At 58.2% G+C, this 15,660-nt stretch carries 13 protein-coding genes; 6 read left to right on the top strand and 7 right to left on the bottom strand.

Translation table 11 applies throughout. The annotated features are described in order from the left end of the window. The first annotated feature begins 137 nt into the window (after positions 1-137). Positions 138-1,916, top strand: a complete 1,779-nt coding sequence (locus ED661_RS20790; protein ID WP_122076774.1) for an SLC13 family permease — start codon at positions 138-140, stop codon at positions 1,914-1,916. Positions 1,917-2,382: 466 nt separating this feature from the next. On the opposite strand, the gene ED661_RS20785 is transcribed toward ED661_RS20790, so the two are convergent. After that, the gene (locus tag ED661_RS20785; protein ID WP_122076771.1) at positions 2,383-4,053 is read right to left on the bottom strand and encodes an FAD-binding dehydrogenase; all 1,671 of its coding nucleotides are present in this window, start codon (positions 4,051-4,053) and stop codon (positions 2,383-2,385) included. A gap of 130 nt (positions 4,054-4,183) precedes the next feature. After that, positions 4,184-5,959 carry an SLC13 family permease gene (locus ED661_RS20780; protein ID WP_122076767.1) on the bottom strand — a complete coding sequence of 592 codons (1,776 nt, stop codon included), beginning with the start codon at positions 5,957-5,959 and terminating at the stop codon, positions 4,184-4,186. A gap of 161 nt (positions 5,960-6,120) precedes the next feature. Here ED661_RS20780 and ED661_RS20775 point away from each other — a divergent pair, with 161 nt between their 5' ends. Further along, on the top strand, positions 6,121-6,861 hold the full coding sequence (locus ED661_RS20775; RefSeq protein WP_122076763.1) for a YebC/PmpR family DNA-binding transcriptional regulator: 741 nt from the start codon (positions 6,121-6,123) through the stop codon (positions 6,859-6,861). 94 nt (positions 6,862-6,955) lie between these two features. Here ED661_RS20775 and ED661_RS20770 read toward each other — a convergent pair whose 3' ends face one another. From ED661_RS20770 to ED661_RS20755, 4 genes are all read right to left on the bottom strand, one after another. Beyond that, entirely contained in the window at positions 6,956-8,053 is a 1,098-nt protein-coding gene (locus ED661_RS20770; RefSeq protein WP_122076760.1) for an agmatine deiminase family protein, read from the bottom strand. A gap of 78 nt (positions 8,054-8,131) precedes the next feature. Beyond that, positions 8,132-8,977: a hypothetical protein gene (locus ED661_RS20765; RefSeq protein WP_122076757.1), complete on the bottom strand. Its 846-nt coding sequence runs from the start codon at positions 8,975-8,977 to the stop codon at positions 8,132-8,134. A 33-nt stretch (positions 8,978-9,010) separates the two neighbouring features. Next, positions 9,011-9,703 (bottom strand): nitroreductase family protein, encoded by a 693-nt coding sequence (locus tag ED661_RS20760; protein WP_122076754.1) that lies wholly within the window; start codon positions 9,701-9,703, stop codon positions 9,011-9,013. A 31-nt stretch (positions 9,704-9,734) separates the two neighbouring features. Next, the gene (locus ED661_RS20755; RefSeq protein ID WP_122076752.1) at positions 9,735-10,640 is read right to left on the bottom strand and encodes a LysR family transcriptional regulator ArgP; all 906 of its coding nucleotides are present in this window, start codon (positions 10,638-10,640) and stop codon (positions 9,735-9,737) included. Between the two features lie 143 nt (positions 10,641-10,783). On the opposite strand from ED661_RS20755, the gene ED661_RS20750 reads away from it, so the two are divergent. The 3 genes from ED661_RS20750 to ED661_RS20740 all read left to right on the top strand — a co-directional run bounded on the left by ED661_RS20750 (position 10,784) and on the right by ED661_RS20740 (position 13,529). Beyond that, entirely contained in the window at positions 10,784-11,404 is a 621-nt protein-coding gene (locus ED661_RS20750; protein ID WP_122076749.1) for a LysE/ArgO family amino acid transporter, read from the top strand. A 114-nt stretch (positions 11,405-11,518) separates the two neighbouring features. Then, positions 11,519-12,439 (top strand): DMT family transporter, encoded by a 921-nt coding sequence (locus tag ED661_RS20745; RefSeq protein WP_162930212.1) that lies wholly within the window; start codon positions 11,519-11,521, stop codon positions 12,437-12,439. A gap of 67 nt (positions 12,440-12,506) precedes the next feature. Then, complete coding sequence (locus tag ED661_RS20740) at positions 12,507-13,529, top strand: DUF1036 domain-containing protein (protein ID WP_162930211.1); 1,023 nt, start codon at positions 12,507-12,509, stop codon at positions 13,527-13,529. A 74-nt stretch (positions 13,530-13,603) separates the two neighbouring features. Here the strand turns inward: ED661_RS20740 and betI are convergent, their stop codons facing one another. Beyond that, positions 13,604-14,179, bottom strand: a complete 576-nt coding sequence (betI, locus tag ED661_RS20735; RefSeq protein ID WP_122076743.1) for a transcriptional regulator BetI — start codon at positions 14,177-14,179, stop codon at positions 13,604-13,606. 157 nt (positions 14,180-14,336) lie between these two features. Here betI and ED661_RS20730 point away from each other — a divergent pair, with 157 nt between their 5' ends. After that, the gene (locus tag ED661_RS20730) at positions 14,337-15,545 is read left to right on the top strand and encodes a BCCT family transporter (protein WP_122076741.1); all 1,209 of its coding nucleotides are present in this window, start codon (positions 14,337-14,339) and stop codon (positions 15,543-15,545) included. Positions 15,546-15,660 lie beyond the last annotated feature (115 nt).

Raw genomic sequence — 15,660 nt, 5'->3', positions numbered from 1 at the left:
ACTCCTTTTTGCTGCGGCAGCACATCTGTCGCGGCATGAAACCATTGCCCTGCCATTTACGATGAGGGAAACTTGCCGCTGGCAGGAGCTGGCACGGGGTGCCCGATCTGTCAGGGTAATTGGGGACAGTCGACACCATGGATCTGATCAATTTTTCCCAGAATGGTAGTGCGCTGCTAGCCCTTGCCATCGTTGGGTTGATGTTTGTCGCCTTCCTGCGCGAGATTTATCCAACCGAGGTGGTGGCTATGACCGGCGTCTCGCTGATGCTGGTCACGGGGGTGCTGCCCTATGAACGCGCCATTGCAGTGCTGTCGAACCCGGCCCCCTGGACCATTGCCGCGATGTTCATCATCATGGGCGCCCTGGTGCGAACCGGCGCGTTGGATGCCTTTACTGCCAAGGCCCGTAAACAGGCCGAAGTCAGCCCCAAACGGGCCATTGCGCTACTGATGGCTTTTGTCATTGCGGCCTCTGCGGTGGTGTCCAATACGCCGGTTGTGGTGGTGATGATCCCGGTCTTTGTACAGATCTCACGTACGCTTGGAGTGTCGGCCTCCAAAATGCTGATTCCGCTCAGCTATGCTGCCATCCTCGGGGGGACGCTGACGCTGATCGGCACCTCTACCAACCTGCTGGTTGACGGTGTGGCCCGGGCCCAAGGGTTGGAGCCGTTTTCGATCTTTGAGGTCACCCCTTTGGGGATCATTCTGGTGATCTGGGGGATGATCTATCTGCGCTATATCTCGCCGCGTTTGTTGCCGGATCGCGACAGCATGGCGATGCTGCTCAGTGATCGTTCCAAAATGAAATTCTTCACCGAGGCGGTTATCCCCCCGGACAGCAACCTGATCGGCCGCGAAGTCACCGGGGTGCAGCTGTTCAAACGCCCTGGCGTGCGGCTGATCGATCTGGTGCGCGGTGATCTGTCGCTGCGGCGCAACCTCAAAGGCGTTGAGCTACAGGTGGGGGACCGGGTGGTACTGCGGACCGAAATGACCGAATTGCTGAGCCTGCAGGCCAATAAGGAGCTCAAGCGGGTAGATCAGGTTTCGGCGGTTGAGACCAAGACGGTAGAGGTTCTGGTGACACCGGGGTGCCGCCTGGTCGGGCGCTCGCTGGGGGCCATGCGTCTGCGGCGTCGCTATGGTGTTTATGTGCTGGCGGTGCATCGGCGCAACCAGAACATCGGCGTGCAGCTGGATGATCTGGTGGTGCGGGTCGGGGACACGCTGCTACTGGAAGGCGCTCCCGCCGATATTCAACGTCTCGCTGCCGATATGGATATGGCAGATGTCTCCCAGCCCACCCAGCGCGCCTACCGGCGCAGCCACGCGCCGCTGGCGATTGCCGGGCTACTGTCAATCGTCGGTCTGGCGGCGCTTGGTGTGGCCCCGATCCTGTTGCTGTCTATCGTGGTGGTGGCCCTGGTGCTGATCACCCGTTGCATCGACGCGGACGAGGCCTTTTCCTTTGTCGACGGGCGGCTTTTGGCGCTCATCTTTTCCATGCTGGCGATTGGCGCGGCACTGGAGAGCTCTGGTGCCGTCAGCCTCATCGCTGAGGCTATTGCCCCGGCTTTGACAGGGTTGCCGCCTTTTGTGCTGGTCTGGGCGATCTATCTGCTGACCTCAGTCTTGACCGAGCTGGTTTCAAACAATGCGGTTGCGGTGGTGGTGACACCAATTGCAGTTGGCCTGGCTCAGGCCATTGGCGTTGACCCACGGCCTTTGGTGGTTGCGGTCATGGTGGCGGCCTCGGCCTCTTTTGCCACGCCCATTGGCTATCAGACCAATATGCTGGTCTATGGTCCAGGTGGATACAAATTTACTGATTTTCTGCGCGTCGGCATTCCGCTCAATCTCAGCATCGGGCTGCTGGCCTCGGGTTTGATTCCCTATCTCTGGCCACTCTGAGCCATCGCGCCTTTGTGCGAGGGGCTACGCAGAATTTCGCCGATGATCTGCCCTAAAAGTGAAATTGGTAATCTTCGCCCTATATCAAAAGGGTAGGAATTTTTGATGAGGGTGAGTTTATGAGTTTTAGACGTGGATTTTTGGTTTTTCTTTTTGCAACGGCCTCCGGTATCGCATTGTTGTCCCAGGCCCTGACATAGGCTGTAGAAGCCAGAAGAGGGTTTTGCTCTGTCGGCTGGCACTGAAGCTGCAGATCCCCTTTAGTACAGTGGATGTCCAGGAAGTCGAAGCTGTTTGAGGGGCGCTGGATATGCTTGGGGGCGCTGCCCCCTCGCGCCGGGGGCGCTCCCCCCGGGATATTTGACGCCAAGTGAAAATGGGATGATCCGCTGAGTTCAACCGGGGGACATGAAGAGTGTGGTTTTGGCCTCATCGAGAGGCCGCGGATAGACATCGGCGTGGGGATTCAGGCGATCAGATCAGAACGCCCAGCCTGTCGGCCGGAGAACAGGCAGCCACCAAGGAAAGTTCCTTCCAAGGCGTTATAGCCGTGATAGCCTCCACCGCCAAAGCCAGCTGCTTCACCAATGGCAAACAGTCCTGGCACTGCAGTGCCATCTGCCCCCACCATTTGGCTGTCGAGGTTGGTCTGTAGCCCGCCCAGGGTCTTGCGGGTCAGAATGTTGAGCCGTACAGCGATCAATGGGCCGTTTTTGCGATCCAGAATGCGATGCGGCTTTGCCGTGCGGATCAGCCGGTCGCCGCGATAGTTGCGGGCGGCATTGATTGCAATCACTTGGGCATCTTTGGCAAAGGGATTGTCCATCTGCGCATCGCGCGCCTCGATCTGGCGGCGCAGATGGGTTTCGTCCAGTGGTACTTCGGCAATTCGGTTCATGCCTTCGACCAGTTCTGCCAGGGTGTCAGCGATAACAAAATCCTTTCCGTGCTTCTTGAAAGCCTCCACCGGAGCCGGGGCACCGCCGCGCGACATCAGGCGCGCACGGATCACCTCCATCCATTTGCCCGAGGTCAGGTCTGGGTTCTGTTCGGAGCCCGACAGGGCAAATTCCTTTTCGATGATTTTCTGGCTGAGGACAAACCAGCTGTAGTCCTGCCCGGTTTTCAGGATCTCCTTCAGGGTCGCCAGGGTGTCAAAACCGGGCAGGCAGGGGGGCTGCAGCCGGTCTCCATTGGCGTCAAACCACATCGAGGAGGGTCCCGGCAGGACGCGAATGCCGTGGTTTGGCCAGATAGGATCCCAGTTGCGCAGCCCTTCGGTATAGTGCCACATGCGGTCGCCATTGATCACATGCCCGCCTGCGGTCTCGGCAATGGGGATCATGCGCCCGTCCACATGGAAGGGCACACCGGCAACCATGTTTTTGGGCGGCGCGCCCAAACGTTCACGTGGCCAGTTTTTGCGCACCAATTCAAAATTGCCGCCGATGCCGCCTGAGGCGACGATGACCGAGGGGGCATAGACTTCAAACTCGCCAATTTCCTGGCGGTTTGTGCGTGCGCCCTGGGGGGCTGCATCTGCGGCCAGAACTTCACCAGAGACACCTTTGACCTCGCCCGCCTGCACGATTATATGGCTGACCTGATGGCGAAATCGGGTGATGACCCGACCAGCAGCAACATGGGCCTCAAGACGGGCGGCAAAAGGCGCAACCACCCCGGGTCCGGTACCCCAGGTCACATGAAAGCGTGGGACTGAGTTGCCATGGGCCTCCGCACTGCTGCCGCCGCGTTCGGCCCAGCCAACGATGGGAAACCAGCGCATGCCCATTTCATGCAGCCAGGGGCGCATTTCAGTGGCAGCAAAATCCAGATAGGCGCGGGCCCATTGTTTGGGCCAATCATCCTCGGTGCGGTCAAACTGGGCGCTGCCCATCCAATCCCGTCGCGCCAGATCGTGGCAATCCTTGATTCCCATGCGCCGCTGCTCCGGGGTGTCGATCATGAACAAGCCACCCAGGCTCCAATGAGCCTGTCCACCCAGGAAATGTGCAGGTTCCTGATCCAGCAGGATGACCCGCTTGCCCCGATCCCCCAGCTCACAGGCCGCTGTCAGCCCGGCAATGCCAGCGCCAACTATGATCGCATCCGCGTGGGTATCTGTACTGTCGCCCATCTGTGTCTCCCGTCCTCCGGTTTGGCCCAGCCTAAGCGAAGCCGGTGGTAGGGGGCAATTGTTTCAACACTTTGCCGTGGGGGCAGTCTTTGTTCTGGGGCATGGCACCACAGAACGGAGCGTGGTGGAGTCATATTGGCCAAAACACCAGAATGGAGGGGATCGAGACCGCAATCACCAGGATTTCCAGCGGCAGTCCCATGCGCCAGTAGTCGCCAAAGCGATAGCCTCCGGGTCCCAGGACCAGAGTGTTGTTCTTATGCCCAATCGGGGTGAGGAAGGCGGCAGAGGCGGCCACGGCGACCGCCATCAAGAACGGATCCGGCGACACCTCCAACGTGTTGGCCATCTGAATGCCAACGGGGGCGGCAACAATTGCGGTGGCGGTATTGTTCAATACATCCGACAGGGTCATGGTGACGACCATCAGCACGGTCAGCACCATCCAGGAGGGCAGACCGGCGGTGAGGTCAATCAGCCCATTGGCAATCAGGGCGGTCCCGCCTGACGAATCCAGGGCAGCCCCAAGGGGAATCATCGAGCCCAACAGCACAACCACCGGCCATTCCACGTGATCATAGATTTCCGCCACGGGCAGCACTTTGATCAGCACATAGCCAACAACCACCAGCCCCAAGGCCACTGGCAGATAGACCAGCCCCAAAGAGGCGGCGAGCACGGCGAGTGCAAACAGTCCGATTGCGGCCCAGGTCTTGTCATTGGCGGTTACTGCCAGGCCACGTTCGGCCAGGGGCAGGCAGCCCAGCCATTCGGTGACATCCGCGCCCCGGTCGCGGGGGCAGAGCAGCAACAGGATGTCTCCGGCTTCAATTTCTGTCTGGCGGATGTGGTTGGTCAAACGCCGACCCTGACGTGACAGTCCCAGCAACACGGTGCTTTGCCGCCAAGCCAATCCCAATGACTGGGCAGAGCGGCCATTGATGCGGGCGGTTTCCGGAACCACCACTTCGATCACTTCCAATCCCTCGCCAGCGGCGGTGAGCTTTTCCTGGCGCGCCGCGTCAGAGAAATTCAGCGACAGCGAGGTTCGAAACTCATCCAGGGCCTCGGGCGTAGCCTCGATCACCAGGGTATCACCAGCCTGCAGCATGGCCCCAGCCGAGCGGCCATAGCGGCGCTTGCCTTCGCGGATCAGCCCCAGAATGGCAATATCCGCCTGCTCGGCCTCTTTGTCGAGCGTGCCCAGGCGCTTGCCGATCAGTTTGGAGCCTTCAGGAACCGTCAGTTCTGCAATGTAGTCAGCCAGTTGCGCCTCGGAGTTGCCGGTCTCTGTGTCGCGCTGCGGGATCAGGCGCCAGCCGATCAGCGCCACAAAGGCAAGCCCGGCAAGGGCAGTAATTCCGCCCACGGGGGCAAAATCAAACATTGCAAAGGGCTCGCCCATGGTTTCCTGCCGGATCGAGGCGATGATGATATTGGGCGGGGTGCCAATAAGTGTCGCCATGCCGCCCAAAATGGTGGCAAAGGAAAGCGGCATCAGGCTGAGGCCCGGCGCCCGTCCGGCCTTGCGGGCGGTCTGGACATCCACTGGCATCAACAGGGCCAGCGCCGCGACGTTGTTCATAAAGGCTGACAGCACCGCGCCGATGCCACCCATCAATCCGATATGGCTGCCAAGGCTGCGGGTGCTGTCCACCAATGTGCGGGTGATCAGAAAGACTGCACCAGAGCGCACCAGCCCGGCAGAGACGATCAGCACCAGTGCCACCACCAATGTCGCCGGATGGCCAAAGCCGGAGAAGGCGTCTTTGGTGGGCACCAGCCCCATGACCACCGCGATCATCAGCGCCGAGAAGGCAACGATATCGTAGCGAAAGCGTCCCCAGAGGAACATGCCAAAGACGGCGGCGAAGATGGCAAACAATGCAGTCTGTTCAAATGTCATGGCGCCACTCTAGTCATTGGTGCCAGAGGGGCAAGACGACACTGGGTTTACAGGCTGATATTGCCTCGGTTTGAGGCCGCATGTCAGCAGTGCTTGAAAGCCGCCCCTGCCACAGGCTATATGAGCGCCAACTCAAGCATGCACGAGACAAAGGATCTACCATGGCAGGCCACTCAAAATGGGCAAACATTCAGCATCGCAAAGGCCGTCAGGACGCTGTGCGGTCAAAACTGTTTTCCAAGCTGGCCAAGGAGATCACCGTGGCCGCCAAAATGGGCGACCCTGACGTCGATAAAAATCCGCGTCTGCGGATGGCCGTAAAAGAGGCCAAAAGCCAATCAGTGCCCAAGGACGTTATTGAACGTGCCATCAAAAAGGCGATTGGTGGCGACGCGGAAAACTATGATGAAATCCGCTATGAGGGCTATGGCCCCAGCGGTGTCGCTGTCATCGTCGAAACTATGACAGACAACAAGAATCGCACTGCCTCGACTGTGCGTTCGACCTTCTCCAAAAACGGCGGCAACCTGGGCGAAACCGGCTCGGTTGGCTTTATGTTCGATCGCAAAGGCGAAGTGACCTACAAACCCGAAGTGGGCGATGCCGACACGGTGATGATGGCCGCAATCGAGGCTGGCGCCGAGGATGTTGAATCCTCTGATGATGGCCACATCATCTATTGCGAAGACAGCGATCTGAACGATGTGTCCAACGCGCTGGAGGCCGAGTTGGGCGAATCTGAGAGCACCAAGCTGGTCTGGAAGCCGACCACCACCACCGAGCTGGATCTGGAAGGCATGCAAAAGCTGATGAAGCTGGTGGATGCGTTGGAAGATGACGACGACGTGCAGCGCGTCACCACCAACTTTGAAGCCTCTGATGAGGTAATGGCGCAGCTCTGATCTGCCCCTGTTGATTGAGCTGCCCATCCTTCGGACAGCCGCAAAAGCCTCCGATCAGTCGGGGGCTTTTTCTTTGCCATGAGGAATAGCAGCTTTAGACGGCAGGCATTTGCTGGGTGGCGCAGTGAATGCCGCCACCAAGTTCTCCAAGCGGATCCACATCAAGCATGATTACTTCTCGACCCGGGTAGTGGCGCTGCAGCGCCTCCTTGGCGATGGCGTCGGTTTCAGGGTCGCCAAACTGTGCCGCCACCACGCCGCCATTACAAACATAGTAATTGGCGTAGGAGGCGACAAAGTCAAAGCTGTCGACCCGTCGCCTTTCGGGTTCGGGGATTACATCGACCTGCAAACCGGCACCCAGCAGGCGGTTATGGGTTTCCTGGGCTGCCAGATGGAAAGGATCCTCTGGGTCCGGGGTTTGGGGCAGGTTCATCAGCACGCGGCCTGGGCCAGTGAACCGGGCCAGCGCGTCAATATGATAATCGGTAATGTCCTCACCTTTCACGCCAGGGCTCCAGATCATTCGCTCCGCCCCATAGGCGGCTAGCAAAGCTGCCTCAACCTCGCTGCGGGTTAGTCCAGGGTTGCGGTTTGGGTTCACCCAGGAGCTCTCATGGGCCATCAGCAGCCCGTGGCCATCCTGTTCCACTCCGCCGGCTTCGCCTCTGAGACCGCTTTCCAATAGCGGCAGACCAAGGCGTCGGGCTACCTCGGCGGCAATACGACCATCGCGTTTGTGGATCTGCTTTCCGCCCCAGCCATTGAACTTGATGTGACTGACGGCGAGATCTCCCTGCGGGTTGGTCACAAAAAGGGGGCCGGAATCGCGGCACCAGAGGTCTTCGGTGGGAATGTCCCAAAGCTCCACCGCTGCAGAGAGTAAACGCCGTGCCGATGGCTGATCCTCTTTGCCTGCCAGCAGGGTGACGGGTTCGAACTCGGCAATTGTATTGGCAATATCCGCGATCACTTGTTGCGTCATCTCGAGAAACACCGGATCGAAGTGAACCCGGCGATTGACGGGCCATTGCATGAAGCATCGCTGATGCGGGGCCTCTTCGGCGGGAACCCGATGCCCGTGAGAGGCCCCGGTCATGGCCTGTGCTCCTGTGCTGGAAAACAGCCGTGTCGCTGCATAGGTCAGGCCTGTGGTGATCAGCGCGCGCCGATGCAGATCCTGCCTGGTCATGTGCTACGCTCCCGAATGACGTGATGCAAGGCAGGCTAGGGGCTCTGTGGGCGTAAAGAAAGCGAATTGTCGCTCTGCTCACTCAGGGATCAGCACACCGTTTGCTTGCAACTCCTGCAGGTTGGGAAACCACATCTCGGTCGCGGCTGTGGCGTAGATCTGTTCGACGAAGCCAGGGCTGAGGCCCTGTGAGATCAGGTAATCCCCGTCCTTGCGCTGTTCCGCCATCAGGTCAATCTGTGGCAGGCCACCAAATATCTCAAGAGAATAGCCATGAAAGCCGAGCTGCCCGTCAGAGCCCAGGCTGCGCGCAGACCCGGCAGCAAACATCAGGGTGCAGGCCGAGGCGCAAAGACCCGGCGCAAAGGTGGAAATCCCCTGTGCCTGGATGAGTTTGGCGGTACCGCGCGCCTCATAGATATGGCCGCCGGGGCTGGTGAGGTGAATCTGCCGTACCTCTGGGTGGCGCTCCAGCTGCGCCTTGATGGCCTTGGTCAGGCCAAAGGTCACCTCACCGGTAAAGATCAGCACGTCACCTTCAGCCGAGCGTGTCAGGCTGTAGCGCTGGGCACGATCTTGGGCACGTTGTTCAGCATAGCTCAGCCCTTCGGGCGGGCGGTTGGCGATCAGCAAGGCTTGCCACCAAAGTGACAGTGCCGCCAGTACGGTGAGCGCCAATAGCAGATATCCGCCCCAGATCGGCGCCATGGCACCTGAACTGAGCATATGGGCATCCGCAGCCCGTAGATGTGCCCGGCTGACCCAGATCAGGCAGAGCATGTCCAGTGCAATCAATGCCCAGACCAGGCCGGGTGGCATTTGGAACAGCTGATTGACGCCCCACCACAGCAGCAGCGTCAGCCCGCGTGGCAGCAGGATGTGCCAGACCAGGCTGGCGCCCAGACTGCGCGGCTCAGCCCTCATTGAACAGATCAAAAGGAGTGGAGAGCTGATGGCTCATTCAAAAACCGTTGAGATGTCTGCAAGTGGTTTTTTCAGCTTGGCAACACCCGGCACGGTGGCCGCCTGACTGGGGTGCCCCACGGCAATGATCATGGTGGGTTTTTCCGACGCAGGACGTCCAAGCGCTGCATTCAGGAACTTCATCGGGTTGGGCGTATGGGTCAGACTGCAAAGCCCGGCATTGTGCAGCGCTGCCAGCAAGAACCCGGTCGCGATATTGACGCTTTCGGGAACGTAGTAGTTCTTGTACCGGGTGCCATCGTCGAACTCTCCCCAGCGCTGGGCAAAGACCACAATCAGCCAGGGCGCGGTGGTCAGATGTGGTTTGTCAGCGGTGGTGCCGATGGGCTCTAGGGCTTTGATCCACTCATCTCCGGCGCCCCCCGCATAGAACCGTCGTTCCTCTTCCTCGGCCTCGTCACGGATCTGCTGTTTCAAGGCGGGATTGGCAATGGCAACAAAATGCCAGGGCTGATGATTGGCGCCGGAGGGGGCGGTGCCGGCGGTTTTGAGGCAGAGCTCGATCACCTCGCGGGCAATCGGCTGGGGGGTGAAATCCCGCACCGTGTGACGCCGTTGCATATGGGCGAGGTAGTCCGCAGCCCGGATCTGCATCTCCGCATCAGAGTAATCCGCGCGATCTGGCAGTGGCTGAGGCGCATAGGTGAGGGCGGATTTGGCGAACATTGCAGGGCTCCTGTAGGGGATTGAGAAGGATCTAACCCCGCAGGGCAGGGGATTGGATCAGATGCTGTCTGGCCGAGCTTAGCACCGCGCGCGTCAATGGTGCCAGCGCTGAAGACATGACCCGGCTCACCTGCCATGTCAGATCAATCTCCAATGCGCTGTCAGGCAAAAGCGGCACCAGGCTGCCGGATTTCAGCGCGCGCTCGATCAGTATCACCGGGTTCATGCCCCAGCCCAATCCCGCCTCCGCTGCATCGGCAAATCCTTGGGTGGAGGGGATGAAATGTGCAGGCGGTGTGATCTCCTGGTCAAAATACCGGAGCAGCCAACGGCGCTGCAGGGCATCCTTGGCGTTAAAGATCAGACAGGGCGCACGTGCCAGTGTTTCAGGGGTAAGCCCCTTGCTGAACCATTTTTCCATGAAGGCCGGGCTGGCGCTGGCCTCATAGCGCATCGCACCGAGGGATTTGGCATTGCAGCCTGTAACCGGGGCGCTGTGGCTGGTGATCGCGGCTGAGACCTCGCCCCGTTTCAGCCAGTCGGCGCTGTGGTCCTGATCATCAATGACCAAATCAAACAACAGACCAGGTGTTGCAGCCATGGCAGCGATGAACCAGGTTGCCAGGCTGTCTGCATTGACCGCGATGCGCAGATGCGGCGGCGTCTCCTGGCTGTCCTGGTCCAGTGACAATTCGCTGGAGACCAACCCTTCCAGCACTGCAACGTCCTCTGCATGTTTTGCCAGCCGCAGCCCGGCCTCCGTCCCGGTGCAGGGCAGGCCGCGTTTGACCAAAGCGGTGCCAACCCGCTCCTCCAGCGCCTTGATCCGCTGCGACACCGCCGAGGGCGTCACCGAGAGGCTATGGGCTGCGGCCTCAAATGTGCCCAGGCGCAAGACGGCTGCCAGGGCTGAGAGGTGATTGGGGTCAAACTTCATTAGCAACTCTTACTTTGAGTTATCATGATTAATTTTACTACGCCTTTTGCGCGGGGTAGTCAAAGCCAAGGTCTGGGCCGTGATGCCGGCTGTGACCTTCAAAATCGCAAAACCAAAAGCTCCAGCCCGAAGGCTCCTGATAAATGCCCCTAGTCTCATTGCTCCCGCCCAGTCTGTTCGCCGGTTTTGGCCTTGGCTTCAGCCTTATCCTTGCGATTGGCGCGCAGAATGCCTTTGTGCTGCGTCAGGGGCTGCGCCGTCAGCATTTGTTTTGGATCTGCCTGACCTGTGCCACTTCGGATGCTCTGTTGATTGCTGCGGGCGTTCTGGGCTTTGGCTCTTTGGCCCAGGCCTTTCCCTGGTTCGAGCCGGTGATGCGGTTTGGCGGCGCGACCTTTCTGATCTGGTATGGCGCACGTAGCCTGCTGGCGGCCTGGCGGGGTGGTGAGGCACTTGAAGCTGGTGAAGGCGGCGGTGAGCGACCGCTCATGCCGGTGCTGGCGACGGTTCTGGCCCTGACCTGGCTGAACCCGCATGTCTATCTGGACACGGTGGTTCTGCTGGGGTCGATTTCAGCGCAATACGCCGATCCGTTGGTGTTTGGCCTTGGGGCAGTTATTTCCAGCTTCACCTTTTTCTTTTCTCTGGGCTATGGGGCCAGTCTGTTGGCTCCAATCTTTGCCCGCCCCCGCGCTTGGCAGGTGCTGGATGTTCTGATCGGGCTGACCATGTGGGCCATTGCGTTCAAGCTTATCCAGATGTGACCTGCAACCTGCGGGACAAGCTGCTGCAGGGAGGTCGGGGATAAATAATATCAGGTGAGGTGATTTACTTGTGAAGGGTTGTGTGAAGCGTCGAATGGGTGTTCTGTCACCCCTATGAACAAGCAGGTTGAACAAGCACGGAGCAGCAAACACCCACTGGTTGGTGTTTTCTGGATGTTTACGACAGGGCTTTGCTTTGTCGCGGTAACGGCGCTGGTGAAATTCCTTGGAGATCGCATTCCGCCCGCGGAATCGGCCTTCCTGCGGTATCTGCTGGGGCTGGTGTTTCTCATTCCGATGATTGGCAGCCTGCGCAACGCCAGGCTGACGCCAAAGCTTTGGATGTTGTTTGCCAGCCGGGGGGTGGTGCATTCAGGTGGCGTTATCTTGTGGTTCTTTGCCATGACCCAGATCCCATTGGCCGAGGTGACGGCAATGAACTATCTGTCGCCAGTCTATGTGACCCTGGGGGCAGCCCTGTTTCTGGGTGAAAAACTGGCTTTGCGGCGGATTGCAGCGGTTCTTGTGGCCTTGATCGGAGCGGTGATCATTCTGCGCCCTGGGTTTCGAGAGATCTCCCCGGGCCATATCGCCATGCTGTTTACCGCCCTGGCTTTTGGGGCGTCATATCTGCTCGCCAAGTTTACCGTGGATGGAACCAATCCGGTGGTTGTGGTGGCGATGCTGTCGATCTGGGTAACATTGGGGCTGGCGCCTTTTGCCCTGGCAGTCTGGGTTACGCCAACCCTGCAGGAACTGGCTATTCTCTTTGCTGTGGCCTGTTTTGCCACCGCTGGACATTTCACCATGACGCTGGCCTTTGCCGCGGCGCCTGTGACCGTGACGCAACCAGTTACCTTTCTTCAACTGATTTGGGCGACATTACTTGGAGCTTTGGTGTTTTCCGAGCCTGTGGATATCTGGGTCGTTCTGGGGGGAGGGCTGATCCTGGCTGCCATCAGTTTTATCACCTGGCGCGAAGCTATGTTAAAAAGACGGGCAATCACGCCACCGGACGCAGCGACAAAGGTTTAGGCTTCGTAAAACTGTTACATTTTGAAACTAGCAAGGATGCTTGTTTGAATATCAGGAACTATTGCCAATGTTCTGGCGGACAGTAATACATCCAGTTGCGCTTGCGCTTCTGCTGTGCGGATTTGTCGGCCCGGCCTGGGCTGGGTTGGAAATCTGCAATGATACAGATGTGCCTCAGGATGTGGCAGTTGGTTACAAACAGGATGGTCGCTGGGTTTCTGAAGGTTGGTGGACATTGGAGCCCACCGCCTGCGTGACGGCGATACAGGAAGATCTGCAGTATCGGTTTTACTATTTTCACGCCAAGGGCAAGGGCCAAAAATTTCGCCACGATCGGCTTTCTTTTTGCACCCAGCAGGCCCTTTTCACCATCGGTGGAGACAACGATTGTGAGGCGCGTGGCTATGCAAAAACCTATTTTGCCAAGATCGACACTGGCCTCGGAAGTAAGGAGCACCGCCAGTACCTGAGCACCCACTCCGGCCCCTCTGTTGCAGAGACGGGATTTGAACCGGGAACCTGGGGCTCTCCTTTCTCCGGAGCGGCGCTGTTTCATGAATGCAGCCAAATGTTCCGGGGGGGCGTCCAGTTTTGCAATCTGGTTGGTGCGGGACGGGTTTTCACTGTGGTCGAGGACAACAGAACACCCGCCGAGGTGTTCAAAACCTTGCGGCGGATGAGAAAAGGCACGCCTGTGCAGATCCAAGGCGATTGGGTTGGCCTATACGACCTCTCAGTTGAGCTGGTCCTGCGTTCCGCACAAGAACGGGCGCCAAGTGATGCGGACAGGGTTCTACAGCAGCTTCAAGGCGACTGGAGATCCGAGAGTGATCGCAATGATCAATTTACTATTCTGGGTGGTGGGCGGCAGAACGTTTACGCTGGTACACCGACCTCGCAGGAATACCTATCGGTGATGCCGTTCTGCGGTGAGCATGAAGGTCACGAGGCCTATCTATATACCTGGGACAATCAGGGCGGGACCGGGCTTTGCTATGAAATCAAGGCGGTGTCGAAAAATGTGTTGGAGCTGGTCTACCTGCCCAGAGGCACAGAATTGCGCTACCGCAGGTTAGAGTTGTCACAGTAGCCGGGTCACTTGAGCCTGTGCCTGTGTGGGCTTGGAGCAGAGTTGAAACCATCACATTTGCTCGGGGGAGAGACCTAAGAGAGGGTCAGATCCACCACCTGATGTGCCGCGCGCCGCGCGGCATAGGCCTGAACGCTGCAGTCTGATTGCGCCGCTTCCAGCCAGACACCATCCATGTAGCATTGCAACGCACTGCGCGCTGTTTCGACACGTTCAGCAGGCAGCAGATTGGCCAATTCGGCCCGTACATGGCTGCGTACACGGGTGCGGTTGATTCGATGCAGCCGCGCCAGACGGGGCGAATAGGGGGCATTGGCCCAGAACTGCATCCAGATACTGCACTGCGGCACGGTGAAAAGCGCATCCGAGAAATTGGCATTCATCACCGCATATAGCCGCTCTTTTGGGGTCCGTGCAGCGCTGTAGCCTTCGATCATGGCGATGCGCAATTTGCGCAGCAAATGCCGCATAGTGGCCTCCATCAGGCCTTCCTTGGATCCGAAGTAATAGTTGATCGAGGCTGCTGAAGCACCGGCTTCCTGCGCGATTTCTGCCATAGTAACAACAGAGTAACCGCGTTTGTGAACCGCCACGATGGTGGCTTCGATCAGTTCTTCGTTGCGAATGTCTCTAATACGTTTTCTTCCCATGGTGAAGTTTTGCGTTACTTGGAAGAAGGTTTCAACAGTTGATGTTTCAAATCAAAACTTGAATGATGATTTAGAAAAATGTTTGGGGAAATAGGTTTTCGTGCTAGAAGCTCCTTCCATGTTCAAGGGCGCCCAAAGCCCGTCATGGGAGGGACATATGACACTCATCATTTCTGTAGGCGTTTTGCTGGCATTTGCGCTGGTAATCTTCTGCACCGCCAAGTGGTGGAACTTGCCAAACGTCGGGGTCACCCCGGTACCGCTGTTCACCTTCATCGCAATCTTGTTCACATCGGGCCTGGACGTTGGTCTGATCATGTTCCCGCTGGCCTTTGACTATCCGCTCTATGCGGATGTCGCGACCGAGCCTGCTTATGGGTTCACCAACCCGCTGGCACTTGAGTTTGGTTTTTGGGGTTTTCTGATCTGGGCTTTCTACTTCCTGACCGCATTTTACTTCTGCGTGATCGAGCCACGGGTGAAGTTCTTTGAGATCGGCATCGTGAAGTTCATCAACAACCTGGTGATCATCACCACCTGTGCTTTTACCGGCGCGTTGTTCCTGATCTACATGCCTTATTACATTGCCGAAGTTGGCGATGGTGAGAGCATCCTGCCGGCCTTCTACATCATCTGTTTCCTGGTGATCCTGGTTGCTGCCTATTCCTCGACCGACATCAAATATGTGCGGGTTCTGTCGGTGGGCTCCACCTTCCTGTTTATCGCGCTGATCCTTGGTATGTGGGTGAACGCAGGCATGGGGGTGGGTGAGTTCTTTGGCACCGCTAGCAATATCGGTGGCTACTTCGCCAATATCCACAAATTCGTGCTGCCGCTGACCGACTACCATGAATTCTACCTGTTCTGGTGGTTTGCCTGGTCGATCATGATTGGTCAGTTCACCTCGCGCTTTGTCGGTGGCCTGAAGACCTGGCAGCTGCTTGCAGCCCTGCTGATCTTCCCCTCCATTCCGCTGGCGACATGGTTCTCGGTGCTCTATTTCTATCACCTGAACGCGATCCCAACTGCTGGGCTGGTGAACTGGTCGATGACCGTTGTGGGCATTCTCTTCGTGATCAACTCGTTTGACTCGCTGATCCGCCTGTATACCGACAACCTGAAACTCTCGGCTGAGCGTTTTGGCACCCTGCCTTACGTGCTGGGCAATGCGGTGGCCCTGTTTGTGCTTACCCTGCTGTTCCAAAGCCAATGGCTGCAGATCCAATGGGTCGGGACCGTGGTGATCGGGCTCTACATTTCTTGCCTTGCCTACATCATTCTGTTCAAGCGCAAAGAGGTGATGAGCATCAAATCCTCGCCAGAGGAAAACACCCTCGACTTCCACCGGATCGATACTGTTCACTGATCCGCTTTGACTTCCCGCCTCCCTGTCGTGTGATAGGGGGGCGGCGCGCCAGAAATGACGCAAATTGAGTATCTCTCCTTTTGGGAGTGCTTAGACTGATCGAACTGAAATCGGG

This window comes from Pseudophaeobacter sp. EL27, assembly GCF_900313025.1.
Taxonomy (GTDB): domain Bacteria; phylum Pseudomonadota; class Alphaproteobacteria; order Rhodobacterales; family Rhodobacteraceae; genus Pseudophaeobacter.
Note: the sequence above shows the minus strand (reverse complement) of the source record. Positions and strands in the feature narration are given on the sequence as shown.